A 26,609-nucleotide genomic window follows, 5' to 3' on the forward strand; every position below is an offset into this window, starting at 1 on the left:
AGTAGCAATTAAGTGTAGACGAATGAATAATATCTTATGATGAAACCTTTTCAACCTTATTTACAAAAAGCGCTTAAGAAGACTTATGTAGCCATCATCGTCTTATTGGCGGCACATTATGGATATAGTCAAAACATGAATGCAGGTTTTGAACTACTTGAAAAAGGTGATTTTAAACAGGCAAAAGTTTTTTTTAAAGACATTCTTAAAGATTATCCAGATAACAAAACAGCTCAACTATGTCTAGGAAGAGCTACCGGATTAAGTGGTAATCCCGATGAAGCGACGACCATATTTGAAGAACTTTTAGAGCAATATCCGCAAGATTTTGAAATCAAATTAAACTATGCCGAATCGCTTTTATGGAACAAAAAGTATATTGCTGCAAAGTCTTATTATCAAGGTTTATTAAAAGAAAATGATCAAAGTTTTCCAGCGGTTTTGGGATATGCAAATACGTTATCTAACCTTAAAGAATATCCACAAGCTCAAGATTATATTAATAAAGCGCTTGTAATTGATCCAGGAAATCCTAATGCATTAACATCAAAAAAATACATCAATCTAGGCTATTCAAATCAACTAGTACAAGCACAATCTTATGAGTCTGCAACTCAATTATTAAAAGATAATTTAGAGTTTCTAGAATACGATACAGAAACGCTACAGGTTCTAGCAAACACCTACTTAATAGCTACACAAGTAGACAGTGCTTTAATCACCTATCAAAAAATTAATAAATCTCAAACAGATAGTATTTTATCATTAAATGGGATTTCTCTAGTACAACATTTAAAAGGCAAAGAAAAGACAGCATTGCAATACTCAAAAAAATCAATGTCTATTCTAAACACAACTACACCTAAAAACATTGAGCAGCAAACTATAGAGCGCAACATTCAAGCACTAATATGGAATGGCAAGTACAAAGAAGCAGAAGCTAAATTAAGTGATCAAATAGAACAATCTGGTCCTGAAAACTGGTTGCTAGCATTAAGAGCTACCTTAAATATTTATAAAAGTAATTTTAAGAATAGTATCAATGATTATAATCAGATTCTTATGACAGACAGCACCTCATTTGATGGGAATTTGGGTAAGTCAAACGCTCAAAAAGCAATGGGGAATTATAAAGATGCTTATACATCTGCTAGTAAGACATTAGAAATTTATAAGGACCAGAAAGATGCACTTCAATTTATTAAAAACCTAGATCAGCAATTTACACCAGTGGCGACGGTAAAACCTAGTTATAGCTTTGATAACGGAGACAACGAGGCTTACAATCTAGATGTTAACCTAACAGTTCCGTTAAATACAAAATTTGCGCTTTTAGGAAGCTACAATTATAGAGATACTTTTAATGATCAACTCTCTTCTCAAGCGACAACACAACTTTTTCAAATAGGTGCGGCTTATGAGTTTTTACCCAACATCAAGCTTAAAGGAATAGCTGGTATTAATAGCATTAATGCAGATAATAATAGCTATGAAGAATTAACAACTGATATCTCACTTCAAATTAAATCTATTAAACTACAATCCATAGATATAGGATTTAAGAGAAATGTAGAGAGTTTTAATACCGCATTATTAGAGCGCCAACTAGTGCAAAGCAATTATTACATCAATTATAACTTGAGTACTAATTTTAATCTAGGATGGTTCACTCAATATTTTTATACGTCTCAAAATGATGGTAATTCAAGGAACCTTTTGTTTACATCACTATATTATAATTTATTAAAAAAACCATCACTTAAAGCTGGATTGAACTATCAATATATCACGTTTGAGAATCAAGTTCCAACGGTATACTTTAGTCCTAGTAGATTTAATGCCATTGAAATTTTCTTTAACCTTAATAGAAGTATAGATAGCATCAAAAAAGATCAATGGTATTATGATTTAAGCGCTGCAACCGGTTACCAATTTATAGAGGACAACGGCAGACAATCTACCTATCGATTACAAGCATCCTTGGGCTATAAATTTTCAGATCGCACGGCGCTTGACATTTATGGACAGCAAAGTAATATTGCTTCTACAACAGCAGCTGGATTTACATTTACAGAGGTTGGTTTCAGATTTAAATGGTTGTTATCTAATAAACCTTTGTTTGAAACGATTAGAGTTAAATAAAAAAAGGGAGTTTTGATACGCTTTCGCGAAAGCGTATCAAAACAACCCTACTACTCCTACTCTTTTCTACTCTAATATTTAATTAATCAGGAATTTACCTGTGAATTTCCTACCTTGATCTGTTATCACATTAAAGTGATACAGACCTGTTTTAAGGTCAGGAGAATGGTATTGAAACTCTACATTACCATTTGTGGTTTTAATGCTCTTATAGTCTACGGTACGACCATATAAGTCATAAACGCTTATTTCAATTACTGCGCTCTCAACCGGTAATTGAAAAGTCGTTGTGTTTGTAAATGGATTAGGCGCATTGTTAAGAGTTAACACCTCATCTTCAACATTTTCTATGGAAAGTGTAGACTGATAATCACCTAGTCTTACATCATTTAAATCGATAGAAAAAGGAATTGTATTTGAATAGTCACTAATAACTGAGAATACAATCGTCTTAATATCTGTGTGCGCAAAGGATGCCCCATTAGAGTTTACAAAATCAACAAACGCAATATCATAAGTTGTATTAGAGGTGTTTACTGGTATTGTAAATTTAAAGCGGTCACTCCATGGAATTGATGTTTCTGGCACCAAAATGATTTCTACTGGTTGATCATTTATAATGTCAAATTGTAGTGCTGTATAAGTAGATACATCTAACGTTTGCTCACCAGGTAATAAATGTCTGAATAAATTCAAGTTTCCTTTTACCGTTCCCTGAACAGATGGATTACGTTCAATATTATGAACGTTTCCTATCGTGCTAGGCTGTGCATTTTGAACGTTAAAACTAGAAACACTAGCATAATCAGTCAGGTAATCCATTCCCCATGGGCCGTCTGCTAGATATAAAGCATCTTGTTGTTGATTGCTTATCGATAAGGAGAATCCTATGTCAAATAAATTTCCTGTCTGAATACTTATCGTCTCATGTAAATTACCAGATAGATTAATGGATTGACTGATTGCCTGTCGTCCAGAAACTTCTGTGGTTGCAAGATCTCCATTGAAGTTAATACTAGTTGCGCCCGTTTTATTAGTTAACTCTAAATGTAACTGTCCATCCTGGTAATAGCCTGAACTTACAAAAACAGGAGGAATATTGTTTGCAACTGGTGTACTGATTACCGGTGTCGCTTGATTTAAGTTAGCTAAAATACTGTTCGTTAACGCAAATACTTGAGAATAAGAACTACCCCAAATTTGAAAATTGTAAAAGTCACCTGATGGATATTGACCTATTTCCCAAAAACTGAAAAGCTCATTTTGATTAACTCCTAATTTTACTGAAAACCCTAGAGCATATTCTGTCTCACCAGAAGCTCTAACCAGTTTAGAGCTAATTATTTTATGGCCATTTACAGTAACTGATCTTATATCTTCTAGTACAGAATTATTAAGTCTGTCACAAATAGCTTTAGAATGATCATAAATAGAACCTGTTGAAGCTGTTGCTAGAACCGCAGCAATTCTATTATTTTGTTCATAATAATCTACTGAAAAAACTTCGGTTGCATTCGTAACATTAACAAGGTCTTGTGGTGTTGAAACATAAGCTGTTTCAGTACCATACATACCTGTAAGTGGTAAGTAACTGTCTAATTGAGCTGCGTTAGTACCAGATTTTAATAGCACTTCTGACTGATTAAATTCAGTTTGAGTTTCTTTATTAGATATGAAGTTTCTTTTAGTTCGTTCAAAATTTCTTTTTGCAATAAGGCTAGCTAGATCACCATTACTTTCTAGACCACCTGTATTACCAGAACTTACGGTAGATGATTTACTAATGTCTGCATAATTTGAAGTTTTAAGTGCAGTATATGGATTTGCCGTTACATAAAAGATAGCGTCATTAAAATCGTTATCACAGGATCCATAATCTCTTCTAATATCTTCGAAGCCTAGAATAATTCTTTCATTTTCTGGATCTTGCAATAGTACATTATGATACTGTAAATCTGCTTGAGCTTCTGGATTAAAGCTAGGATTAGAAAAGAGGTCCCATTGGGCAGTTCCAACTGCAGCAGTAGATGAATTCCATGCATTTGCTAGAAGTACCCAGCCTATACCTGTTCCAGCGGGAAAAGTTCCGATTTTAACTTTATCTCCTGTTTGTAAACCACCACCACTATATAACGCTGACACATTAGGGAAGATAATAGTAATTTCTGAGGCAGTAGGTCTGGTCGTTGGTGGATTTGTAATATCATAAGTGTAGAAACCTAGCACATTTTTGTAACCAGCACCTTCACTAACAAATGTCACCCAAACATCTGCAAGGCTTTCAACGATTATGTCTGTTTCATATCCAGAAGTGATATAATGTGGATTATATGTAGGTACTGGATATCCTTCTGGTAAGGAGTAACCTATCATATCCATCGTAGCAGTATCAACTACATCACTAGGATTTACCAGGTATTGAGGTGTTCCCATAGAATCATAAGTACCTAAGTATTGATAACTCTGACTAAGAACTATATTAGCTAAGAAAAAGACACCGAGTAATAATTTTTTCATCTTGACAATTGTTTAATTTCATGTCAAAACTAAAGGAGATTCAAGGCTGTTTTAATTTAAAACGATGAATCAAAGAGAAGTGTAGATGAGTGGTGTTATTATGAAGTTTAGTGTTTATACCACACTACAGTAAATTTAACCTTTTCATTAATATTGGGCGGTTAGATCTACTGACTGGGATGATGTCTTTTTTAATTAAAACACAGTTATCTTCTATATCAATTATCTTACTAACATTAATCACATAAGAACGATGTACTTTTAGAAAAGTATGGTCAGGTAATTTTCCCTCAATCTTTTTAAGTGTGGAATGGACTATATAATTTTTAGTTTCTGTTTTAATCATAATATAATCTCCCTTTGCTTCTACGAGATAAATGCTGGGCATATCAATCTTAATAAGACGTCTATCGATGTTTACATAAAGTACATCCTCTGTCGACTCCTTCTTAGAAGAATTTGTTTCTTTTTGAGTTGCACTTATACTATTAGAAGCCTTATTGATAGCCTTGATAAAACGATCTTCAGTAAGTGGCTTTATCAAATAATCTACAATACATTCATATTCAAACGCCTCAATTGCAAAATTAGGATCTGAGGTAGTCAAAATAACATTAGGTGGATCTTTAATCGTTTGTATGAAATCTATACCGTTAAAGCCTGGCATATGAATGTCTAGAAAAATTAAGTCTACAGTATTTTGATTCAAATATTTCATAGCATCTATCGCATTAGAGAATTCCTCTAATACGTTAAGGCCTTTCACATCACTACAATACTTTGATATAATTAGTCGAGCCGTAGCTTCATCATCTATAATAATGCATTTCATTCTTTACCTGCTATAAAGTTTTAAGATACTCTGTCATACTATCTAATATTTTTTCAAAAGATTGAGAATGATCAAAATTTTCATCAAGAATCTCATTTTCATATTGTGCAGCCAGTGCGTATCCTTTCTCAAGTCCCAAGATACTTATTTTGTGCTTTAATTTGTGAACTGCTTCAGCAATTTCTTCAAGATTTTTTGCTTTTAGAGCATTATAATAAACCTCTTTTTCTGATGGGAACTCTGTTTTAATAACAGTTAACAACCTCTCTTCAAAAGCTTTATCTCCACGACACAAACTATCAATATATGACCTATTTGGTAATTCCATTATTTCTTTGGTAAAGTAAAATAAAATGTAGTTCCTAGATTTAATTGAGATTCAACCCAAATCTCTCCTTGATATAATTCTACAACTTTTTTAACAATTGAAAGTCCTATACCAGAAGAGTTTACATTGTTTTCAAGTTTTTGAAAGACATTGAATATTTTTTCAAAATACGGCTTATCAATTCCTAATCCATTGTCTTTAATTGAAAACTGCCAATGACTGGATAATTCCTCAACATTTATTTCTATTAAACCATTCTCTTTGTCATTGTATTTAATTGCATTATCAATTAAATTTTGAAATAATTGCTGTAGTCGGTATTTATCACCTTGTACTACAGGTAATGGATTTAATAGAACAATTTCCACATGGTCTGGAACGTATACAATACTAAGGATTGTGTCAATTAACACCTGTAAGTCTACATCGTATAACAACACCTTTGTTTTTCCAATTGTTGAATACTCTAAAATACCATTGATTAAAGTATCCATTTTTTGAACATTACTTCTTATCAACTCTAGATTATCAATGCCTTTCTTATCTAGCGTGGCTGAATAATCTTCACTGATCCATGATGCTAAAGCATCAATACTACGTAAAGGGGATTTCAAATCATGAGAAACCATATGTGCATAATCGCTCAGTTCCTGATTTTGATGTGAGAGTTCACTTAATAACTCTTCTCGTTGTTGGTTAAATGCAAGTATTTCTTTCGTTTGCCTGTCTATTAAATTAACTAGACCAAAGCTGTCGGAGGTATCATCACTTGAGCGCCCATCGTCTGTTAAATCATAACTTTTCAATGTGTTAATGACATTATTAAGCTTATCAATAACTAAGGTTTGAGAATCTGCTCTTTCTTTTAATTCTTTATTTGCTTCAAACAGTTCTTGCGAACTTATAGACATCGCTCTTTGCAGCATAGCAAATTGATCATCATGCGTATTGTAAGAACTATTAATCGCGTCAAAGAAAAGTTTAAAATCTGGGTGTTGGGCTAACTCTTCACCTAGATACTTCCTAATTTGACGTTTAAGTAAAGAGTTCATTATTCGCTTAATAAAGTAATCGTCATGGTCTGATTATGTAATTGACATTTCATTTCTTCATGAAAAGGAGCAATCTCTCCATAAGAGTAAAATCCAGAAATCACAACATCTTGACCTAATACATTGCGCACTTCTTCAATCTCTTCCTCTACTCTTTGATCAAGAACTAATTTTCTACCAATACAACTTACTAAAAGCGCTAATTGAGAAGTGTTTTCTCTAACATCATCTGCCTGCCTAGCAGCTCTTTCTGCCGCATTTGCTATTTGATCGACGTTAGTCATCATTAATTGAACTTTAGAGTTTTCAGGAATATCGCCAGCTAAAACCATGGCATTGTCATCTTCTTCTATATTCAAAATGGATCTAACTATAGATTGATTTTGATTTTCAATTTTCACGTTGAGAGGATATAGTAAAGCTGCTCCTGGGAGTTCTTTTGATTTTTCCCCTAAATATTTTTTATATAAATCTAGCGCAGGCATATCATCTAACTCGTATAGTATATTGCCTTTAGATTTAGTAACAATTCTTTCTGGCCCAAATGGAATCCATCCACCATGTATAGAGAATGTAGCTTCAAAACTTTCTCCATAAAACCCTATGGCCACTATTTCTCCTGATTTTGGATTACAGTTATATCCACAAATCGTTTTTTCAAATCTAGCATCATCTGCACATAAGCCACCTGTAATCAATAAGTCATCTCCATGAACAGAATTCATTCCTAATGTGAGTTGAGTTCCATTAATGAAACTTCCTTCAGATATAATAAAAACATGTTTTAAATCTTTTGCATCAAATTGTTCTATAAGATGTTTTCCTGTTTTAAAACTGTCTTTTTGCTCATTGAGCACATTTGCCGTTTTAATCGAGAAACGACTTTTCTCGAACTCAATAGCAGTTATAGAGATTGATTCATCATTAACATTATCATCCATGATATCACCACTAGTAGAACCAAGTACGATATGAGCATCAGGATACATCGATTGTACTTCTTCAAATATAGTAGGTGATTCTAGTAGGAATCTATTTCCAAAAGCTAACACCAAAGGATTGTTTAAAGTCTTTTGATCACCTATATTTTTCCAAGGTTGATTTTTTAATTTTAAATGCTGATTAATAATCATTTGTTATTTTTTTATTGTGAAAAAGAATGTTGTTCCTTCTCCAACCTTACTTTCTAACCAAATTTTACCTTGATGTAAATCGACAATTTTCTTAACAATTGACAACCCTATACCTGTTGAATCTTTGTTTTTATTTAAAGCGTGAAATATTTTGAATATTTTATCATGGAATGCTGGGTCAATACCTATACCATTATCTTTAATCTTAAATTTATAATGAGTAGTAAGCTCCTCAAAACTTACCTCAATAAGACCTTTATCCTTATCAATAAATTTAACGGCATTACTTAATAAATTTTGAAAAAGTTGATTAATCTTAGTTCTATCTCCATTAATTTCTGGTAGCTCACCATTCAATTTGATTTCAATATGACTGGGCACATAAATCACTTTAATTAAATCAATTAATAATTCATTACAATTAATTTTAGTAAACTCTTTATTAGTTGAATTGAGACTAGAGTAATCTAGAATATCTCCGATAAGCTGTTCCATTTTCTCTAAAGTTTCTTCTATTAGAGAAATATTTGTTAGGCTAGTATCATCATATTTATCAAGATTATCCTCCTTTAACCAGTTCACTAGGGCATATATACTACGTAATGGACTCTTTAAATCATGAGATACGATATGAGCGTACTCATGTAACTCATCATTACTCCTTGCTAATTGTTTGAGTAACAACTCTTTCTGAATCTCTAAACTTTTTAAATCTGTTATGTCTAAGTGAATCCCTATAGAGCCAGTCACATTACCTTCAATATCATAGTTGGGAGCACCACTAATCAACCAGTGGCGTTCTTCATTATTTTTAATTCTTACAGCAATCTCATAAGAACTAGATTCTCCTTTAATTCTTTTTCTAGTTTGCTCTTTAAAAACATGGATATTTTCTTCTTCTAGAAAAAGAGATGACGCTTTTTTTCCTAATACTTCCTCCTCAGAATAGCCACTCATCTCAGTAAAACTTTGATTGACCATCAAAATATTCTCATTAGTATCTACCTCTACCAGCCCTAAATTCATATTAGCAATAATGCTACTATACTTTTGCTTTTGAGTCTCTAGACTTTTACGGTAAGAACGTTTTAAAGTAACATCTTTATAAGACCATAGATGTCCTTTATAAGAACCACTCTCAATAATTGGAATAAAATCCCTTTCAAGAATCCTACCGTTCACCATAATCAACTCATCACCGGTCACCATTTCCTTTCTACTTAACACTTCGTCAACCCTTTTAATAAAATCCTGAGAATTAACAAATAACTCCTTTGAATTTTCAGCTGCTTCAGAACAGTCAATACCAACCATTTGCTCTGGTGTCATAGGAATCTCAAAAAACTCACAAAATCTATTATTTGTTAAAACGATCTTGCGATTTTCGTCTTCTAATAAAACAGCATTTTCAAGATTTAAAATTAATGTAGAAAGTCTGTTTTCAGACTCAATGAGTCTCTTCTCATCTTCATTGCTTTTGGTAATATCACGCACAATACCTTGAGCAGCCTTAGCTTTACCTTGAGCATCGTAAATGATGCTACAGTTAATATGAACTAGTTTTGTTTGATTATTTTTGGTTCTTATTTTAACGTGTACATCTGTTAAGGAGCCATGTTTTATCAATTCTTGAAAACTGGCCATCACGTTATCATACTCTGTAGGATGAATAAGATTCATGATGTTAATGGACTCTTTTTCAAAGTCTGCTTCAAGTAATCCTATTGCAGGCTCATTCATCTTTAACACATTACCTATCAAGTCAGTAACCACATAAGCATCAACAATATTTTCAAAAACACCATTTAATTCTGATGTTTTTTCATCTATTAATGATTCTAATTGCTGGTTGGAGTGCTGTAACTTTTGAGTAAGCTCATATAATTCTGCTGCCTTTTGTTCCAGGATTTTTTCAGCCTGTTTACGAGCAGCTTTTTCCCTATCGAGCGCACGTTTTAATATTTCGACATCAGAACTACTCATTAAGTTTTATGGATAGTAAATTTCACTTCAGTTCCATCTTCCTTAATTTTCTCTATTTGAATGTTAGAAGTCATTTCAAAGTGTGCAAATGTTCTATTCATTAATCCCAAACCAAAATGATGCATTGCTCGGCTAGACATATAAATCATAACAAGATGTTGATCAGATTTTTCAAGAACCTCAAATGTTGGTAATTCGGCATCTGGATATATCTTTCTTACCTCTATATGAATATGATTTTCTATAGAAGAAAGCATCTCAATAGGATCTTTATAAGTAGCTAAAAGTCCAGGATAACTATTTTCAATAACATTAAAAAAATGTTCTCCATAAGCTAGCAGTAATTGATCAATACTTAATCCAGTATTTGCACTCAAATTCTGGATGAGTTGCAGCATCTCAGCAAAGCTATACGTACCTATAGACGTGTAGACACCATTAGAAGGCAGCTCTGATTGTTCAATAATTTGATCAACCATCCCTAACCCAAATTTCTCTTCAACAAGATCAAGAAACTCTGTAAAAACTATTCCTTTCATATTACTTAGGCAATAAATAATTCATTAATACTCCAGTATGACATTAATCTAGAGATCTTCTCTACATACTCTTCATACTTCAAAGGTTTCAATACATATCCAGCAATACCTAAATTATAACAAGCTAGTAAATCTCTCTGATTATTTGACGTTGTTAAGATAATTGTTGGTATATATTTTAACCTATCATCCTTTTTTAGGATAGATAGAAATTCTATCCCGTTGATTTTAGGCATGTTTAAATCTAGCAAAATTATATCAGGAAGCTGATCTTTTTTTTCTAAAATTGATAAGGCCGTCTCCCCATTATTAGCTTCAACAATACTATGTTTCTCATTTAAAGTTGATAACGCTCTATGCATTTTCATTACTTCAATAGTATCATCTTCAATGAGTAAAACCTTTAATCTACGTGCTTTCATGTCTCTTAATATAATAGCAAATTAATGTGAATAATAAATTTGCTCAGATTATATCGATGACTCCACGTGTATCTATCGACGGATGACGTTTAAGTGTCGACGAATGGAACGCCTTTAAAGTCAACTTGTCATATCTCACAATTGGCACAAGGATTGACTATAAAGTAAATACAAATTCTTATTTTTCACCGCTCAACTCAGTTAATGTCATTTTTAGGTTATATAGTTCTTTTCTTTGTTTTACGATTATTGTTTAATGCCTTTACCTCTAGTAATAGCTCACAAAGAAATGCAAATCCATATCGAGGTCAGAGACAATCTGTAAGCCCACAAGATTTTGAATTACATTTATTATCACTTACCTCTATAGTTATAAAGGCAGATGGACAGGTAAGCGACAGTGAATTAAGATATGTGCGCAATTATTTCATACAGAGCTATGGAGAGCAGCGTGCCTCTCAGATTTTTAGAGTATTTAATGAAGTTGTTAAAAAGCGAGAGTTAAACGCAGCTCGTATTTGTCAATTTTTAAATGCCCGTACGAGAATTGAATCACGTATTCAAATCCTTCATTTTCTTTTTGGCATTGCTCAGGCAGACGGTAACATAAGTGACTCAGAACTAAGAGTTCTAGAACAAATAGCAGGCTATCTTAGGTTAACACAACGTGACTTCATATCTATTAAAGCTATGTTTGTTAAAGATAGAGATAACGCATATAAGATTCTCGAGATTGATAAAAGTGTACCAGATCACGAGGTTAAAAAAGCGTACCGCACCATGGCCAAAAGATATCATCCAGATAAATTAATGGATATGGATGAAGCCTACCGTAAAGGTGCCGAAGAAAAATTCCGTAAAGTACAAGAAGCTTATGAAACCGTTCGTAAAGAGCGCGGTATGGCATAACGCTCATCCATCACATCTCTAATTCAATTCCCGTTGAACTATTTATAAGACATCCTATCTTATAAACTCTTCTATTATAAATTCTATATGGTATTCATCGATTCATAATAATTACATTTTTAGACAAGGCTAAAATTTAATTTACTCTTAACAAATAAATACTTTACCTTTGCCTTATGCATTCGGTCTCAGAAGAAAATTATATTAAAACGATTTATCACCTTCAAGATGGTAAAAGTCTAGTTTCCACTAACGATATTGCTGGTGGGATGAATACAAAAGCATCATCAGTTACTGATATGCTTAAGAAATTAGCAGATAAAAATCTAGCAGAGTATATCCCTTATAAAGGAACCAGACTAACACAGAATGGTATCAACTGTGCGACCCAAATCATCAGAAAACACAGATTATGGGAAGTATTTTTGGTTGAAAAACTTGATTTTTCTTGGGATGAAGTGCATGAAGTGGCAGAACAATTAGAACATATCCAGTCTCGCAAACTTATAGATGAGCTAGATAAACTTCTAGAATACCCTAAATATGATCCTCATGGAGATCCCATTCCAGACGCTCAAGGTAATTATGAAAAGACAGCAAAAACCGCTATTTCAAAATTAGAAAAAGGCCAATCAGGTGTTCTCGCTGGTGTGCATGACACCTCGACCCGTTTTTTACAATATTTAGATAAACATCAAATTGAATTAGGTACTCAAATTCAGCTTCTAGAATTAGAGGCCTTTGATGGATCATGTCTTATCAAGACAGATTTAAAAGAGTTACATATCTCAAAAACAATTGCAGACAACCTTTATTTAAAAGTTTTATGATGAAAAAAGTTTTACTATTTATCAATCTATTAATAATCGCCGTAACAACTGCACAAACCAGTGATGACAATCAGGATGCCCTTATAACAGACAGACCAGATGTCACAGAATCTCCATTTACCGTTGGTAAAGGCAATTTTCAAATAGAAACTGGTGCCACGTTTGTAGATAATAGCGAAAATGGATTAAAAATTACAGAGACCGTTTATAATACCACACTTTTAAGATATGGGCTCTCAAATAATTTTGAATTACGTTTAGGCTGGGATTTTTTAAATTCAAACACAAAAGATGGATCACAAGAGCTTTTTGACGTTACGGGCTTTAATCCTCTTTTAATCGGTGCAAAAATTGAAATTACAGATGAAAAAGATTGGATACCACAAATAGGTTTATTAACCCATTTACGTCTTCCTTTCACGGCGGTAAGCGAGTTTAAACCAGAAGACACAGGCATGGAGCTTATTTTTGCGTTTAATCATACATTAACAGATCAGTCTGGACTAGGTTACAATCTAGGAACTCGTATAGGCGATAATCGTTCACTAGAATATATTTATAGTGTATCATATGGACATTCTATTACAGATAAAATAGGCGTTTATGGAGAACTTTATGGAGATTTCCCAGAAGAAGGCAAATCTGCACATCTATGGGACGCAGGAATAACATATTTGGTTAACAACAACTTCCAGCTCGATGCCACAGTAGGAACTGGTTTTCAAGACAGTAATACTCAACAAGATTTATTATTCAGTATTGGCTTGAGTTATAGAATCTTAAAAAAGTAAAAATCACGCTTTCGCGAAAGCGTAATCACAATACACAATTATGAAAAACACTTTTTACATACTACTATCCATACTGCTTATAAGCTGTGGAACACAAAAGGAAGATAATGGTAAATTAAAAGTCGTTACCACCACAACAATGATTACAGATCTAGTAGAAAATATAGGTGGTGATCTAATCGAGGTTGAAGGTATGATGGGTAGCGGTGTAGATCCTCATCTTTATAAACCTAGTGAAGGTGACATGACCAAACTAGCAAATGCAGATATTATTTTTTACAATGGGCTGCATCTAGAAGGCAAGCTAGTAGATGTATTTGAAAAAATGAATGCACGCGGTAAAGCTACTATTGCTATCAGTAATGCACTAGATAAGTCAACTCTTATAGGTAGTGATTATTTTGCTAGTAATTATGATCCACACATCTGGTTTGACATCAATTACTGGACACAAATGAGTCATTATGTAACTGAAACATTAGTTAAAAACAATCCAGAAAACAAAGTTGCCTTTGAAAAAAACAGGGATTTATATCTTGAAAAAATTTCTGCTCTTAAAACAGAACTAAGCGATAAAATTAATGAGTTATCACAAGAGAAGCGTATTCTAGTTACAGCACATGATGCTTTCAATTATTATGGTCGTTCTTTTAAATTTGAGGTGGTAGGTCTACAAGGGCTTTCTACGGCTACAGAAGCTGGAGTAAAAGACGTGCAACGCATTACAAAATTTATCATTGAACATAAAATTAAAGCTGTTTTTGTTGAAAGTAGTGTGCCACGACGCACTGTAGAAGCTTTACAAGCTGCTGTTAGAGCACAAAATCATGAAGTTCAAATAGGTGGAGAGCTTTTTAGTGATGCCTTAGGTAGCGCAGGTACTGAAGAAGGTACCTATATAGGAATGTATAGACATAATGTCAACACCATCGTTAATGCACTTAAATAATGAAAACTAAAATAGCTGTAGCTGTAGATGATTTAACGGTCGCTTATAATTATAAGCCAGTACTATGGGATATAGATTTATCTATTCCTGAAGGAGTTTTAATGGCTATAGTCGGTCCTAATGGTGCAGGAAAATCTACCTTAATAAAATCTATATTAGGAATTATAGACCCTATCGCGGGATCTGTTGCAATCTATGGTAAACCTTATACAAAGCAACGTGATAAAGTAGCATATGTACCTCAAAAAGGTAGTGTAGACTGGGATTTCCCAACTACCGCACTAGATGTGGTTATGATGGGTACATATGGCTCATTGGGATGGATTAAAAGACCTGGTGCAAAGGAAAAGAAACTATCTCTAGAAGCTCTTGAAAAAGTAGGTATGCTTGCCTTTAAAAACAGACAGATAAGCCAGCTTTCTGGAGGACAACAACAACGTATTTTTCTAGCTCGTGCATTAGTTCAAAATGCTGCTATCTATTTTATGGACGAACCTTTTCAAGGTGTAGATGCGACAACAGAAATTGCTATTATTAATATTTTAAAAGAACTGCGTAAAGCTGGTAAAACAGTTATAGTCGTTCATCACGATTTACAGACAGTACCCGAATATTTTGATTGGGTAACCTTTTTAAATGTGAAACATATCGCAACAGGTCCTGTAAAGGATATTTTTAATGATGACAACCTGACTAAAACCTATGGTATTAATTATAAAGTAGCGGTTCAACAATAATATGGACATCACCCAATACTTTACCGACTATACTTTGCGTACGATTACGTTAGGAACTGCAGTTCTAGGCGCTATATGCGGTATGCTAGGAAGCTTTGCTGTATTGCGCAAGCAAAGCCTATTAGGAGATGCCATTTCACATGCTGCATTACCAGGTATAGCGGTTGCTTTTTTGATTACTGGCGCAAAAGATTCTAATGTTTTACTATTAGGTGCTTTAGTAAGTGGCCTAATAGGCGTTTTCTGGATACGAGGCATTACCACTAAGACTCATTTAAAAACTGATACCGCTTTGGGACTTATCTTAAGCTTGTTCTTTGGTTTTGGGATGTTGTTGTTAACCTATATTCAAAAACAGCCTAATGCAAATCAAGCAGGATTAGATAAATATCTTTTTGGTCAAGCAGCAACCTTAGTAGAAAGTGATGTATTATTAATGGTCATAGTTACTGGGATTAGCCTCTTAGTGATGCTATTATTCTGGAAAGAATTTAAGCTACTATTATTTGACAAAAACTATGCAATGACTTTAGGGTTTAATACTAAATTCATTGATGGCTTGATAAGCTTTTTTATCGTTCTCGCTATTGTAATAGGACTACAAACGGTTGGAGTTGTTTTAATGAGTGCAATGTTACTCGCACCTGCTGCCGCTGCAAGACAATGGACTAATAGCCTGAGTACCATGGTTATACTTGCAGCTATATTTGGGGCTTTTTCTGGTGTATTTGGTACTGCTATCAGTGCAAGTCAAAACAATTTATCTACAGGTCCAGTAATCGTATTAGTAGCAGCCATATTTGTTATAGTTTCCTTCTTATTTTCTCCAGAAAGAGGTATCATTTTTAAACAAATTAGGTTGATCAAAAACAGACGTGATCTTCAGCTCAAGAAAACACTGTACTTTATGTATGATATTGTGCGCGATCATGATGATATATCACGACCGCACGCCATTAGGATTTTAAATAGCTTTCAAGGGTTTACTAAAAAAACACTGTCTAAATTAGAAGAGAAAAACTGGATTACTATTCAAGGCCAAAACTGGTCCATGACTGAAGACGGTTTTGAGACTGCAGCAAATTTATACAACAATAATCTACCAGAGTCATGAGTCCTATGATTGACATACAGCTTATAGCTGCCGTAACTGCTGCTGCCTGTGCTATTCCAGGTGTTTTTCTTGTGTTGCGCAAGATGGCATTAATAAGTGATGCCATTAGTCATTCTATTTTACCAGGAATTGTAATTGGTTTTTTTATAACTCATGACCTAGCATCTCCATGGTTAATTATTTTTGCCGCTTTTAGTGGTATCATCACTGTAGTTCTCGTAGAGCTAATTCAAAAAACAGGTCTCGTTAAAGAAGATACCGCAATAGGATTAGTTTTTCCAGCACTGTTTAGTATAGGTGTTATATTAATTGCCCAGAATGCAAACGATGTGCATCTAGATGTAGACGCTGTCTTATTAGGTGATCTGGTTTACGCACCATTTGATAGACTTATTATCGATAATGCCGATTTTGGACCTAAAGGATTATGGACTATTTCAGTGATTCTAGTGATTACACTTGTATTATTGTTCGCCTTCTATAAAGAATTAAAAATCAGCACATTTGATGTTGGTTTATCTAGTGCCTTAGGGTTCTCACCTGTTATTTTACATTACGGGTTAATGAGTGTTGCCTCTGTAACTACAGTAGCAGCTTTTGACGCCGTAGGTGCCATTCTTGTAGTTGCAATGATGATAACTCCAGCAGCTGCGGCATATCTTCTAACTACTGACTTACGTAAAATGCTAATACTTTCCGTTCTTTTTGGAGTAGGAAGTGCGATAGGTGGATATTGGTTTGCTCGCTGGCTAGACGCTTCTATTTCAGGTTCTATTACAACGGTATTAGGGCTTTTATTTTTACTAATATATCTATTTGCACCTAGTAAAGGATTAATTGCAGTACTGTTTAGACAAAGTAGGCAACGTATAGAGGTTTCATTACTTACTTTTTTATTACACCTGAACAATCACGATAGTGAAAACGAGCGACGTGTAGCACATCTTCAAGAACATATCAACTGGCGTAAAGTAAAGGCAAATTCTGTGTTGCAACTTGCCGAAAAGAACAATATGATTACCATCGACAATCAAATTGTTTCTCTCACAGATAAAGGATTAGAATTTACGGAAAAAGCACTCGACTACATCATCACCAATAAGGATGAAAAAATTGAGGATATGAAAGACGACTTTTTCTTATTTAGAGGATAAATCCAACTTATTTAAAGATCATACAACAAAAAGTAAATCAAAAAAGGGCGGAAATAAATCCGCCCTTTTTTGACTTTTAAAAGTTTTATTTCTAAAACTCAGCTTTTCTCTTTTCTAAAAACGCAGTCGTTCCTTCTTTAAAGTCGTCTGTTCCAAAAGATGCACCAAAGCAGTCAATTTCTGCCTGATAACCATCGACTCCATCAATATAACCTGCATTTACCGCGTCAATAGCAGCACCTATTGCTACTGGACTATTGCGCATTATTTTTCCAGCGATTTTCTCGCAAGTAGAAATCAATTCATCTTGTGTCACAACGTGGTTTACTAATCCATAAGAATGTGCCGTCGCAGCATCTATCATTCCTGCAGTCATAATCATTTCCATAGCACGTCCTTTACCTACTAATTGTGGTAAACGCTGTGTACCACCATATCCTGGTATGACTCCTAGAGAGACTTCTGGCAATCCTACTCTAGCATTATCACTTGCTATTCTAAAATGAGCAGACATTGCAAGTTCAAGTCCACCACCTAGAGCAAATCCATTTACTGCAGCGATAACAGGCTTAGAACAGTTCTCAACTTTATTAAAAAGTATTTCTTGTCCATGAGCGGCAAGCTCTTTACCTTGTTCTGGAGAGAAGTCTGCAAACTCTGCAATATCTGCACCAGCGACAAAAGCTTTTTCCCCACTACCGGTTAGAATAATCACCCTTGTATTTTCATTATCCTCGGCAGTATCTATTGCCTGACTTAATTCTGCAATGGTTTCTTTATTTAACGCATTGAGTTTATTAGGTCTGTTGATCGTAATGGTTGTGATTTTATTTTCTGTAGCAACTAGAATATTGTTCATGATCTATTATTTTTTACTGTTGTAAAAATAGACATAACCGCAGTGAAGTAAGAATTTGAATCTTTAAAAAAATGATAAGAATTCCTAGTATCGCTTTCGCGAAAGCGGATTTATCGAGATCTAGGTATTTGAACCGTAAATTCAGTCCCTACATTTACTTCAGTAGTCATGGTAATCGTGCCCTTAAAGTTCTCTACGATTTGCTTTACCATCGCAAGACCTAGTCCCATACCACTGTTTTTTGTGGTAAACTTAGGTTCAAAAATTTTAGTTTGATGATCTTCATGAACACCAGTTCCATTATCCTTTACTTTTAAGTAAACATTGTATTCATCATGTGTGACAGATACTTTAATCTCTGGAGACCTATCGGTATCTAACGCCTGTATAGCATTCTTTATCAAATTAGTAACCACCCTTATAAGCTGTGTGCGATCAAAGATGGCAAACAGTGAAGCCGCATCTTCTTCATAAGTGATATACGACTCATTAAAAATATCTAGCGCAAGCTGTGTCACCATAGGTACATCAGTCTCTTCACTTTTTTGCGCTGGCATGGTCGCATAGGTAGAAAATGCACTGGCGATATTACTCATCACGTCTATTTGCTCAATAAGTGAGTTGCTATATTCTTTGAGTTTTTCTTGTGAATCAGGATCTGCTGGATCAAAACGACGTTGAAAACTTTGCACCGTTAACCTCATAGGCGTCAACGGATTTTTAATCTCATGCGCCACCTGTTTTGCCATTTCTCGCCAAGCTTGCTCACGCTCGCTTGTAGCCAGTTTTACGGCACTTTCCTCTAGTTGGTCGACCATATTGTTATAAGACATTACCAGCGCGTTTAACTCGCCAGCATCAGACTCATCTATTACAATTTTATCATTACGTTGTGCGATATTAATCTCTTTAAAACGATCGCTGATGCGGCTTATAGATTTGGTAATATATTTAGACAAGAAGTAAGCTAACCCTATAGAGAATAAGAACATCAAAACATAAATCCCAGAAAGTCTAGTGAGAAATTCCTTGAGTTCGTAATTCATAAAATCATCATTCTCAAGGTAAGGCAAATTGAGAATCGCTATATTTTTAAACTGATTATCAGTTAGATAAGAATAACTAGACAGGTATTTCTTCCCATCTTCTTCAAATTCAATAACATATCGCCTGGTGTCAGAGGTCTTCAAACCTTCTAAAATGATATGATTGATCTGTAGTTCTAGACTATCGGCTTTAAGTTTAGGTTTTGAAGTTTTTATTAAACGACCTTGTAAATCGTACATGTTTACAGGCATACCATGGATATCGCTTATCCCATAAATTTCTTCTCTGAAAATGAATTGAAGATTTTCTGTGACTACTTCAAAGTCGGTCTTGCGCAGTTCGTAGGCAATTTGTTCTTTAATGGCCTGTTCTTTACGTTGTAATCTTTTAGAATGGTAATCTTTAGCCTGTTCTCTTGATTGATAAATAGACATTCCAGCGATCAATAGACTGGAGATAAGTGTCAATAAAATCATCGCTATAAAAATGCGATTGCGCAGACTGTTTTGGTAGATTTTCATGATACGTAAATGTAATAACTTAATAAGACATTGTAAGGAATTAACAATAATCAAGCCGAAGTCCTTCAATACCTTGTAAACAAAAAATCCCTAGATGAGATCTAAGGATTTTTAATTAATTTACAACTTTGTGTTTAAGTAGTCATGGCTGGGTTTACCCATGTGAAACGAGTGATTTCTTCTGGTATTTTTATACGTTGAGAAACACGCTCCATACGTGCAGGAAGCTTCATTAAATAATCGCGTGCTTTTTCTGCCTCTTCATTCAATCCTTTCATATTTGCGATATCCCACATATCAATCAACTTTTGCATGATATCAATATAATCTTGTGCTGTGTAGACACCGATACGTTGTGCACTGTTTGAGAAATCCTCAAAAGCAGATCCCATTGATTGTCCTGCTTCTCTTAAAAACATAGCAGGCATAACGATTTTATTAACCATCATATCTTTAAAAGCAACCATCATATTATTAGGGTCTACTTTAAAAATCTCAGTAACAAACATGCTGTATGCTTTGTGATGACGCATCTCATCACCAGATATCATACGACACATTTTAGATAGCGCACTATTACCATAACCACGTGCGAGTTTTGCGACACGATTGTGTGATATATATGTGGCTAATTCTTGAAAACTAGTATAAATAAAGTTTTTATAAGGATCACGATCTGTTCCTATATCAAAACCGTCTGCAATTAAATGTTGTGTGGTAATCTCTATCTCGCGCATGTTCACACGACCAGATAAGTAAAGATACTTGTTCAACACATCGCCATGACGATTCTCTTCACCAGTCCACTGGCGTACCCATTTAGACCATATATTACCTTTTCCTTCTACCTGATTAATACCTTCTACATCCATAAGCCAGGACTCATAGGTAGGTAATGCTTCTTCAGTAATGGTATCTCCGACTAGAGCTACCCAAAAATCATAAGGTAGTTCCTTTGCCAGCTCTCTTAATTCTGTAACCTCATCAAAAAAAGTATCTTCTTGAGAGTTAGGTAAAAAGTCTGTAGGCTGCCATATCTTGTCGACCGGAATCAAGTACTCATCCATAAAGGACTGCACCTTACTTTCTAGCGATTGCATCACCTCGATGCGTATATTTTTTAGGGGCTTGATATTCATAAATATATTAATAGACTTTAAAAGTACGTGTTTTAATGTTTAGTTCGCTTTCGCGAAAGCGTAATTACAATAATAATCAGTTATTTACAGCATTTCTTAACCTAAGAATCTATTGCTGTACTGGTTACCGCACCATGTACTACTGATTCTGCCTGTGCTATAACTTCTTCTCCATCACGACCAGCGATAGGTATAGGCTCATGTACCAAAACAGAAATCTTATTACCGATACCGTAAGGGAATTTCCCATAGCGATCCACTTTCCATGAGTTGTTTACCGTTACTGGTACAACGACAGCATCTGGTATATATTTAAAAAGCGTTAATAAACCTTTAGTTTTAAAAGGTTTAGGCACACCAGTGCGGCTTCTAGAACCTTCGGCAAAAATCACAACGCTGCGTTTCTTTTCATAAACGTTTTTTGCAAATTTTATTAATGCCGCAATAGATTGTCTTGCGTCCTTGCGATCGATGGCACAGTTCTCACCGATGCGCAGGTTAAGAGATATACTAGGTATTCCTTTTGCTAGTTCTTTTTTTGCAATAAACTTTGCGTGATAATGACGCAAGTGATAAATCAATGGTGGTATATCAAACATGCTCTGGTGATTACTCACAAATATATATGATGGCCCTACAGGCAATTCTTCTTTAAACTTAAAGTCAAAGGTGTTGAAAAGCGGCAGCTGGGTTTGCATTAAAAACCAGTTTAAAATGGCAACACTTTTTCTATGGGCGTCATATCCCCATATTTTATGACATATCAACTGGATAGGATGAAAGATCACCAGCATCAAAAAAAAGAGTATAAAATGTAGTATCGTTAAAGGATACGAGATAATTTTTTGCATAGCACAAATATATAATGCAAAAAGTGCATATCCATCGATGTTTGAATCAATTGATATGCACGCATAGTAAAAGGAATGGTGCTGTATAAATAAAAAAGGTTGTGTATTTCTACACAACCTTTTTTATTTCTTAAACTAGAAATGTATTAGCAATTCTCGTTGTAAGCTTCTTTAAGATTTTCAGCAATCATCTCTGCTGGGCGACCTTCAATGTGGTGACGCTCTAACATGTGCACTAACTCACCATTTTTAAATAATGCCATACTAGGTGAACTAGGTGGAAAAGGAATCATAGCTGCTCTTGCTGCATCTACTGCCTCACGATCTACACCTGCAAATACCGTCACGATATGATCTGGTTTTTTGGCGTTTTCTAAAGACATTTTTGCTCCAGGACGCGCATTTGCAGCAGCACATCCACATACTGAATTTACTACTACTAGTGTTGTTCCTTCTTTACTAATTGCGCTATTTACAGCGTCTGCGGTATATAAGTGTTCAAAACCTGCGTTTCCTAAATCATCGCGCATCGGTTGAACTAATTCTGCTGGGTACATAATATTAATTTTTTACAAAGGTAAAACCTATCTCGTTAATCTACCTGTTAATGATATCATTAAATCTTATGATGTTATTAATCTATACCTTACAGGTCTTAATGATCGATGTGGTTTTTAATACTTAATTGTCAAATCGCGCCTTAACTCTCGTAGCGATGTCTTGCATTTCTTCATCAGTTAGTGATACTTTATTTGAAAAACGCATGTCTTCCATATCACGTAGTGGTATTAAATGTACATGTACATGAGGAACTTCTAGTCCTATAACGCTCATCCCGATTCTTAAACAGGTTACTTCTTCTCTCAACGCCAGTGCAACTTCTCTAGAGAAATCCATTAGGTCAAAGTAAGTCTCGCTATCTAGGTCAAAGATTTTATTGACCTCTTTTTTAGGAACACATAAGGTATGTCCTGGAGCATTAGGATTAACATCTAAAAAAGCGATAAAGTCCTCATTTTCTGCTACTTTGTAACATGGGATTTCTCCGTTAATGATTTTTGTGAATATGCTCATAACTATCCTCTTGAGATTTCCATGATTTCTAGCTTAATGGTTCCTACTGGCACAACAGCCTCGGCAACTTCACCTACTTCTTTACCTAATAAGGCTTTCCCTATAGGAGAATCGACAGATATTAAACCTTTAGTAATATCAGACTCACTTTGTGCCACGAGCTTATAGTTCATGACCATTTTATTATTCAGGTTTTTGATTTTTACATTGCTATGGATAAGGACTTTAGATAGATCTAAATCACTCTCATCAATAATACGAGCGTTAGAGACTACTGCTTCTAGCTTAGAAATACGCATTTCCAGCATTCCTTGAGCTTCTTTGGCAGCATCATATTCTGCATTTTCACTTAAATCACCTTTGTCTCTTGCTTCAGCGATGGCCTGTGATGCTCTAGGGCGCTCAATGTCTTTAAGCTGTTTTAGCTCATCTTTTAATTTTTTAAACCCTTCTTCTGTATAGTACGATACGTTACTCATAGTTTTGCTGTTTTAATTATTCACGTTGGCTGTTTTAAGACAGCTTCCGCGAAAGCGTATTCTCTAATTCACTCCTACATTTACCAGTAATTGAGAATATAAATAACAAAATCCCATCATTGCTGCGGGATTTCAAAAACAAATATACTAAATATCAATATCATCGTTATACATTTGAAGTCTTTAAAAGAAACTTAATTATGCGTAAAGCGTTTATTATTAGTGTGCTGTTTATCGTATTATCATGCGCAAGTGATGATGACGCTCGCAACAATCCTTTTCTGGTTAACCTTGCCTTTCAGGTAGATTTAAACACCAATTTACCACAGTATGGTGCTTTAAACTTTCCTGGCAATTTTGTAGTGGTTAATAGTGGTGGCTTGCGTGGTTTTGTTATATACCATCCCGGTAACTCACAATATTTTGCCTATGAATTAAGTGACCCTAATCACTCGCCTAATGAGTGTTCTAAAATGACAGTTTCTGGTATCACGGCATCTTGTCCGTGTACAGATGATAATAATGAGTACAGTATCTTTAATGGCCAGCCTACACAAGGTGGCGGACAATATGGTTTAAAAGCTTATCGTGTAGAACGTAGTGGTAATATTATTAGAGTCTTTAATTAAAAAAGGCTCTAATCTAGCGTGATATTTAAAATCACTTCTAGATTAGAACCTGAATGAAGTTTTATTATACTTTTAAAAAGTAAGTGTTACTCCAGTTAAGAAGTTAATACCTGCCTGAGGATAGAATCCATTACCTTCTACAGTTGTGATGGTGCCTGGATTAGAGAAATCGTCATCATAGGTAAAGTAATAACCGTTAGACTCATATTTCTCATCAAAGATGTTATTTACTAGTGCAGTAAGCACAATAGTTTTAAAAACTGATCGTGGCTTAATGGTGTAAATTAAATTGATGTCATTTGTAAAATAGCTGTCTAATTTAGATTCTTGCGCCTCAGTATTACTCATAAACTGCTCACCAACAAACTTACTAAGTAAAGAAACTTGTAGATTTTTTATAGGTTGAAAAACGATAGCATTTGCGGCTACTACTTCTGGTGAAAAAGCGATATCAGTACTGCCTAGATTTTGCAATTCACCATCAAATGATCTTATGGTTTCTTTATTCTTATTGCTGCTTAAAGCTAGATTAGGCTGGATCGTAAGTTTACTATTAACTGGTATTACAGCTTCTAATTCTAGACCTAAACGATAGCTTTCACCACTATTAGTTCTTAATGGTGCACCTACATCATTTAACTCACCACTTAACACTAATTGCTCATTATATAACATTAAGTAACCGTTTGCATTGAAGGAGAAGTTGCCTTCTTTGTGACGCCATCCTAGTTCAAAGTCATTCAACTGTTCTGGTCTGATAGAAGAGTCACTTTCAAAATCGTTCCTATTAGGCTCTCTATTTGCTCTTGCATACGATAGGTATAAATCATTATTATCATTATACCTATACGTTACACCAGCCTTAGGATTAAAGAATGTGTAATTCTCATCAACTAACAATTCTACAAGATCTGATGTAATCCCAGACGTAGAATAATTTACGTTTCTTACCTGTAAGTCACCATACAATTGAACTTTATCATTAAGCTTATAAGTAGCTTTTGAGAACACAGAGAAGTCATTCTTTTTACCATTACCATCATAATATCGGTCTCTAATATTGCTTTGACTTGCAAATCTTGCCCATATCACTTCACCATAATGATCACCGTCATAATGACTGATGGATGTCCCGAAAATCATGTCTAGATTTCTATTTTTATAATTTGCGCTCGCATTAAAAACATAATAATCGTTATCTAACCAGCGACGACGTATTACATCTGTTGTATTTACGGTCTGTCCATCAACTGTTAGTTCATCAAATCCATAGGTAGAAAAGTCATCATCTTCTTTAAACTGCTCAAAGAATCCACGTCCGTAAGTATAGTTCAATCCTATGTTAGTAGACCAGTTTCTATTATAACGCTGGTTCCAGTGTAATTGATAGTGATCTTGTCTATAATCATCTACCTCGTTATCATAAAATTGAGTGACACCATTTTCATCTTCATATTGACCAGCTGGATTAAAGGTTCTGTTTTCTCTAAGCGTTGCCTTATCGATACCAAACCAAGATTGATAAGTGACATTATTACCACCAAAAGTCACCGCTTTAATTAAGGTATTATCATCTACATAAGCACCTTGTAAGAAATACGATTTTAAGTCTGAGGTCGCTCTGTCGATATAACCATCAGATTGTATGTTAGACAATCTACCTGCAATCTCAAAGTGATCATTCATGAGACCTGTTGAGAACTTTACAGTGTGTTTTCTACTATTAAAACTACCTATAGAATTAGAGATTTCACCGCTGGATTCTTTAGAAACTGCATCAGTTAATACATTAATACTTGCTCCAAAGGCACCACTACCATTAGTACTAGTTCCTACTCCACGCTGTAGTTGTAAACTCTCTACAGAAGAAGAAAAGTCTCCTAGATTTACCCAAAATGTACCTAGCGATTCTGCATCTGTATAAGGAATACCATTGATGGTCACGTTAGTAGATTGTGAACTTACACCACGTACTCTTAATCCTGTATAACCTATACCAGCACCAGCATCAGTGGTGGTAACCACAGATGGTAAAAAATTAAGTAGCATAGGAATGTCTTGTCCTAAGTTACGTTTTGCAATTTCCTCTTTAGTAAGGTTACTGTGTGTGATAGGCGATTTTGCATTTACACGTACAGCTTTTACAAGCACCGCATCTAGTTTTTCAGATTTTGTGGTGTCTGCTTCTTGTGTTGTTTGCGCTGTTGCTAGGCCGGTTACTGTTAATGCCATAGCAATTACAACGCGAGATAAATGTTTCATTAGAACTTTTTTTAAGTTCAAATAAAAGGGGCATTTATTCGGTTTGATTAAAATAAAATGTTTGAAGGATTCTCTTGATAAAGATAGTTGCGAAGCCTGCTTCCGCGAAAGCGAAATTATAGCACACAAATCAACTAACTTAAATCTTTTCCCTTAGCGACATTACTCGCCCAGGTTCCTTGGGTATTATCTCAGCCTTTATTTCTAAAAGCACCCCTTGAGATTGGGTGCAAAAGTAGTCTGAAAATGTAAATAGAAAAACAAAAAGAGAATTAAATTTAAACGAGACTAGAAACGCTCAATCTCTAAATAATTC

Annotated in this window: 25 protein-coding genes; 9 read left to right on the top strand and 16 right to left on the bottom strand. The window is 34.6% G+C overall.

Annotated features, from left to right (window positions below; translation table 11 throughout):
• The first annotated feature begins 39 nt into the window (after positions 1-39).
• The gene (locus IL45_RS08960; RefSeq protein WP_235183335.1) at positions 40-2,142 is read left to right on the top strand and encodes a tetratricopeptide repeat protein; all 2,103 of its coding nucleotides are present in this window, start codon (positions 40-42) and stop codon (positions 2,140-2,142) included.
• Positions 2,143-2,220: 78 nt separating this feature from the next.
• On the opposite strand, the gene IL45_RS08965 is transcribed toward IL45_RS08960, so the two are convergent.
• The 8 genes from IL45_RS08965 to IL45_RS09000 form a co-directional block, all read right to left on the bottom strand.
• Positions 2,221-4,659 carry a DUF4114 domain-containing protein gene (locus tag IL45_RS08965; RefSeq protein WP_036582954.1) on the bottom strand — a complete coding sequence of 813 codons (2,439 nt, stop codon included), beginning with the start codon at positions 4,657-4,659 and terminating at the stop codon, positions 2,221-2,223.
• Positions 4,660-4,783: 124 nt separating this feature from the next.
• Positions 4,784-5,491, bottom strand: a complete 708-nt coding sequence (locus IL45_RS08970; protein ID WP_036582958.1) for a LytR/AlgR family response regulator transcription factor — start codon at positions 5,489-5,491, stop codon at positions 4,784-4,786.
• A gap of 10 nt (positions 5,492-5,501) precedes the next feature.
• Complete coding sequence (locus IL45_RS08975) at positions 5,502-5,819, bottom strand: Hpt domain-containing protein (protein WP_036582960.1); 318 nt, start codon at positions 5,817-5,819, stop codon at positions 5,502-5,504.
• The gene (locus IL45_RS08980) at positions 5,819-6,871 is read right to left on the bottom strand and encodes a sensor histidine kinase (protein ID WP_036582962.1); all 1,053 of its coding nucleotides are present in this window, start codon (positions 6,869-6,871) and stop codon (positions 5,819-5,821) included. The genes IL45_RS08975 and IL45_RS08980 overlap by 1 nt, the downstream gene beginning before the upstream one ends.
• Complete coding sequence (locus IL45_RS08985; RefSeq protein WP_036582965.1) at positions 6,871-8,004, bottom strand: FIST signal transduction protein; 1,134 nt, start codon at positions 8,002-8,004, stop codon at positions 6,871-6,873. The genes IL45_RS08980 and IL45_RS08985 overlap by 1 nt, the downstream gene beginning before the upstream one ends.
• 3 nt (positions 8,005-8,007) lie before the next feature.
• Positions 8,008-9,987, bottom strand: a complete 1,980-nt coding sequence (locus IL45_RS08990; protein WP_036582975.1) for a PAS domain-containing sensor histidine kinase — start codon at positions 9,985-9,987, stop codon at positions 8,008-8,010.
• Entirely contained in the window at positions 9,987-10,526 is a 540-nt protein-coding gene (locus tag IL45_RS08995) for a heme NO-binding domain-containing protein (RefSeq protein WP_036582978.1), read from the bottom strand. The genes IL45_RS08990 and IL45_RS08995 overlap by 1 nt, the downstream gene beginning before the upstream one ends.
• A 5-nt stretch (positions 10,527-10,531) precedes the next feature.
• The gene (locus tag IL45_RS09000; protein WP_036582979.1) at positions 10,532-10,948 is read right to left on the bottom strand and encodes a response regulator; all 417 of its coding nucleotides are present in this window, start codon (positions 10,946-10,948) and stop codon (positions 10,532-10,534) included.
• Positions 10,949-11,152: 204 nt separating this feature from the next.
• Here IL45_RS09000 and IL45_RS09005 point away from each other — a divergent pair, with 204 nt between their 5' ends.
• The 7 genes from IL45_RS09005 to IL45_RS09035 all read left to right on the top strand — a co-directional run bounded on the left by IL45_RS09005 (position 11,153) and on the right by IL45_RS09035 (position 17,432).
• On the top strand, positions 11,153-11,857 hold the full coding sequence (locus IL45_RS09005) for a molecular chaperone DjiA (RefSeq protein ID WP_036582980.1): 705 nt from the start codon (positions 11,153-11,155) through the stop codon (positions 11,855-11,857).
• Positions 11,858-12,033: 176 nt separating this feature from the next.
• Positions 12,034-12,687: a metal-dependent transcriptional regulator gene (locus IL45_RS09010; protein WP_036582981.1), complete on the top strand. Its 654-nt coding sequence runs from the start codon at positions 12,034-12,036 to the stop codon at positions 12,685-12,687.
• Positions 12,687-13,478, top strand: a complete 792-nt coding sequence (locus tag IL45_RS09015) for a transporter (RefSeq protein ID WP_036582983.1) — start codon at positions 12,687-12,689, stop codon at positions 13,476-13,478. Before IL45_RS09010 ends, IL45_RS09015 begins: the two co-directional genes overlap by 1 nt.
• A gap of 40 nt (positions 13,479-13,518) precedes the next feature.
• The gene (locus tag IL45_RS09020) at positions 13,519-14,427 is read left to right on the top strand and encodes a metal ABC transporter solute-binding protein, Zn/Mn family (RefSeq protein WP_036582985.1); all 909 of its coding nucleotides are present in this window, start codon (positions 13,519-13,521) and stop codon (positions 14,425-14,427) included.
• Positions 14,427-15,164 (top strand): metal ABC transporter ATP-binding protein, encoded by a 738-nt coding sequence (locus tag IL45_RS09025; RefSeq protein ID WP_036582988.1) that lies wholly within the window; start codon positions 14,427-14,429, stop codon positions 15,162-15,164. Before IL45_RS09020 ends, IL45_RS09025 begins: the two co-directional genes overlap by 1 nt.
• Position 15,165: 1 nt before the next feature.
• Positions 15,166-16,278 carry a metal ABC transporter permease gene (locus IL45_RS09030; protein WP_036582989.1) on the top strand — a complete coding sequence of 371 codons (1,113 nt, stop codon included), beginning with the start codon at positions 15,166-15,168 and terminating at the stop codon, positions 16,276-16,278.
• Positions 16,275-17,432, top strand: coding sequence for a metal ABC transporter permease (locus IL45_RS09035; protein ID WP_036582991.1), 1,158 nt, complete (start codon positions 16,275-16,277; stop codon positions 17,430-17,432). The genes IL45_RS09030 and IL45_RS09035 overlap by 4 nt, the downstream gene beginning before the upstream one ends.
• A gap of 91 nt (positions 17,433-17,523) precedes the next feature.
• On the opposite strand, the gene IL45_RS09040 is transcribed toward IL45_RS09035, so the two are convergent.
• The 7 genes from IL45_RS09040 to greA all read right to left on the bottom strand — a co-directional run bounded on the left by IL45_RS09040 (position 17,524) and on the right by greA (position 23,402).
• The gene (locus IL45_RS09040) at positions 17,524-18,291 is read right to left on the bottom strand and encodes an enoyl-CoA hydratase/isomerase family protein (RefSeq protein ID WP_036582993.1); all 768 of its coding nucleotides are present in this window, start codon (positions 18,289-18,291) and stop codon (positions 17,524-17,526) included.
• 110 nt (positions 18,292-18,401) lie between these two features.
• Entirely contained in the window at positions 18,402-19,859 is a 1,458-nt protein-coding gene (locus IL45_RS09045; RefSeq protein ID WP_036582995.1) for a sensor histidine kinase, read from the bottom strand.
• A gap of 134 nt (positions 19,860-19,993) precedes the next feature.
• Entirely contained in the window at positions 19,994-20,998 is a 1,005-nt protein-coding gene (locus tag IL45_RS09050) for an acyl-ACP desaturase (RefSeq protein ID WP_036582997.1), read from the bottom strand.
• 101 nt (positions 20,999-21,099) lie between these two features.
• On the bottom strand, positions 21,100-21,792 hold the full coding sequence (locus IL45_RS09055) for a lysophospholipid acyltransferase family protein (RefSeq protein ID WP_316930413.1): 693 nt from the start codon (positions 21,790-21,792) through the stop codon (positions 21,100-21,102).
• Positions 21,793-21,995: 203 nt separating this feature from the next.
• On the bottom strand, positions 21,996-22,406 hold the full coding sequence (locus IL45_RS09060) for a BrxA/BrxB family bacilliredoxin (protein ID WP_006796555.1): 411 nt from the start codon (positions 22,404-22,406) through the stop codon (positions 21,996-21,998).
• A gap of 124 nt (positions 22,407-22,530) precedes the next feature.
• On the bottom strand, positions 22,531-22,923 hold the full coding sequence (locus IL45_RS09065; protein ID WP_036583002.1) for an HIT family protein: 393 nt from the start codon (positions 22,921-22,923) through the stop codon (positions 22,531-22,533).
• A gap of 2 nt (positions 22,924-22,925) precedes the next feature.
• Positions 22,926-23,402, bottom strand: coding sequence for a transcription elongation factor GreA (gene greA, locus IL45_RS09070; RefSeq protein WP_036583012.1), 477 nt, complete (start codon positions 23,400-23,402; stop codon positions 22,926-22,928).
• A 200-nt stretch (positions 23,403-23,602) separates the two neighbouring features.
• Between greA and IL45_RS09075 the strand changes: the two genes are divergently transcribed.
• Entirely contained in the window at positions 23,603-24,031 is a 429-nt protein-coding gene (locus tag IL45_RS09075; protein ID WP_036583017.1) for a Rieske (2Fe-2S) protein, read from the top strand.
• A gap of 72 nt (positions 24,032-24,103) precedes the next feature.
• Here IL45_RS09075 and IL45_RS09080 read toward each other — a convergent pair whose 3' ends face one another.
• A complete protein-coding gene (locus IL45_RS09080) occupies positions 24,104-26,293 on the bottom strand; it encodes a TonB-dependent receptor (RefSeq protein ID WP_036583021.1) in 2,190 nt (729 codons plus the stop codon).
• Positions 26,294-26,609 lie beyond the last annotated feature (316 nt).

The organism is Nonlabens ulvanivorans (genome assembly GCF_000732625.1).
Classification (GTDB): domain Bacteria; phylum Bacteroidota; class Bacteroidia; order Flavobacteriales; family Flavobacteriaceae; genus Nonlabens; species Nonlabens ulvanivorans.

Bases quoted from the DNA above. Each gene is read 5' to 3' on its own strand.
- IL45_RS09000 (WP_036582979.1), bottom strand. From the start codon at position 10,948: ATGAAAGCACGTAGATTAAAGGTTTTACTCATTGAAGATGATACTATT.
- IL45_RS09025 (WP_036582988.1), top strand. From the start codon at position 14,427: ATGAAAACTAAAATAGCTGTAGCTGTAGATGATTTAACGGTCGCTTAT.
- IL45_RS09055 (WP_316930413.1), bottom strand. From the start codon at position 21,792: ATGCTGGTGATCTTTCATCCTATCCAGTTGATATGTCATAAAATATGG.
- IL45_RS09040 (WP_036582993.1), bottom strand. From the start codon at position 18,291: ATGAACAATATTCTAGTTGCTACAGAAAATAAAATCACAACCATTACG.
- greA (WP_036583012.1), bottom strand. From the start codon at position 23,402: ATGAGTAACGTATCGTACTATACAGAAGAAGGGTTTAAAAAATTAAAA.
- IL45_RS09080 (WP_036583021.1), bottom strand. From the start codon at position 26,293: ATGAAACATTTATCTCGCGTTGTAATTGCTATGGCATTAACAGTAACC.
- IL45_RS08975 (WP_036582960.1), bottom strand. From the start codon at position 5,819: ATGGAATTACCAAATAGGTCATATATTGATAGTTTGTGTCGTGGAGAT.
- IL45_RS09010 (WP_036582981.1), top strand. From the start codon at position 12,034: ATGCATTCGGTCTCAGAAGAAAATTATATTAAAACGATTTATCACCTT.
- IL45_RS09060 (WP_006796555.1), bottom strand. From the start codon at position 22,406: ATGTACCCAGCAGAATTAGTTCAACCGATGCGCGATGATTTAGGAAAC.
- IL45_RS09045 (WP_036582995.1), bottom strand. From the start codon at position 19,859: ATGAAAATCTACCAAAACAGTCTGCGCAATCGCATTTTTATAGCGATG.
- IL45_RS08970 (WP_036582958.1), bottom strand. From the start codon at position 5,491: ATGAAATGCATTATTATAGATGATGAAGCTACGGCTCGACTAATTATA.
- IL45_RS08980 (WP_036582962.1), bottom strand. From the start codon at position 6,871: ATGAACTCTTTACTTAAACGTCAAATTAGGAAGTATCTAGGTGAAGAG.
- IL45_RS09030 (WP_036582989.1), top strand. From the start codon at position 15,166: ATGGACATCACCCAATACTTTACCGACTATACTTTGCGTACGATTACG.
- IL45_RS09020 (WP_036582985.1), top strand. From the start codon at position 13,519: ATGAAAAACACTTTTTACATACTACTATCCATACTGCTTATAAGCTGT.
- IL45_RS09015 (WP_036582983.1), top strand. From the start codon at position 12,687: ATGAAAAAAGTTTTACTATTTATCAATCTATTAATAATCGCCGTAACA.
- IL45_RS09075 (WP_036583017.1), top strand. From the start codon at position 23,603: ATGCGTAAAGCGTTTATTATTAGTGTGCTGTTTATCGTATTATCATGC.
- IL45_RS08990 (WP_036582975.1), bottom strand. From the start codon at position 9,987: ATGAGTAGTTCTGATGTCGAAATATTAAAACGTGCGCTCGATAGGGAA.
- IL45_RS09005 (WP_036582980.1), top strand. From the start codon at position 11,153: ATGTCATTTTTAGGTTATATAGTTCTTTTCTTTGTTTTACGATTATTG.
- IL45_RS09065 (WP_036583002.1), bottom strand. From the start codon at position 22,923: ATGAGCATATTCACAAAAATCATTAACGGAGAAATCCCATGTTACAAA.
- IL45_RS09050 (WP_036582997.1), bottom strand. From the start codon at position 20,998: ATGAATATCAAGCCCCTAAAAAATATACGCATCGAGGTGATGCAATCG.
- IL45_RS09035 (WP_036582991.1), top strand. From the start codon at position 16,275: ATGAGTCCTATGATTGACATACAGCTTATAGCTGCCGTAACTGCTGCT.
- IL45_RS08985 (WP_036582965.1), bottom strand. From the start codon at position 8,004: ATGATTATTAATCAGCATTTAAAATTAAAAAATCAACCTTGGAAAAAT.
- IL45_RS08960 (WP_235183335.1), top strand. From the start codon at position 40: ATGAAACCTTTTCAACCTTATTTACAAAAAGCGCTTAAGAAGACTTAT.
- IL45_RS08965 (WP_036582954.1), bottom strand. From the start codon at position 4,659: ATGAAAAAATTATTACTCGGTGTCTTTTTCTTAGCTAATATAGTTCTT.
- IL45_RS08995 (WP_036582978.1), bottom strand. From the start codon at position 10,526: ATGAAAGGAATAGTTTTTACAGAGTTTCTTGATCTTGTTGAAGAGAAA.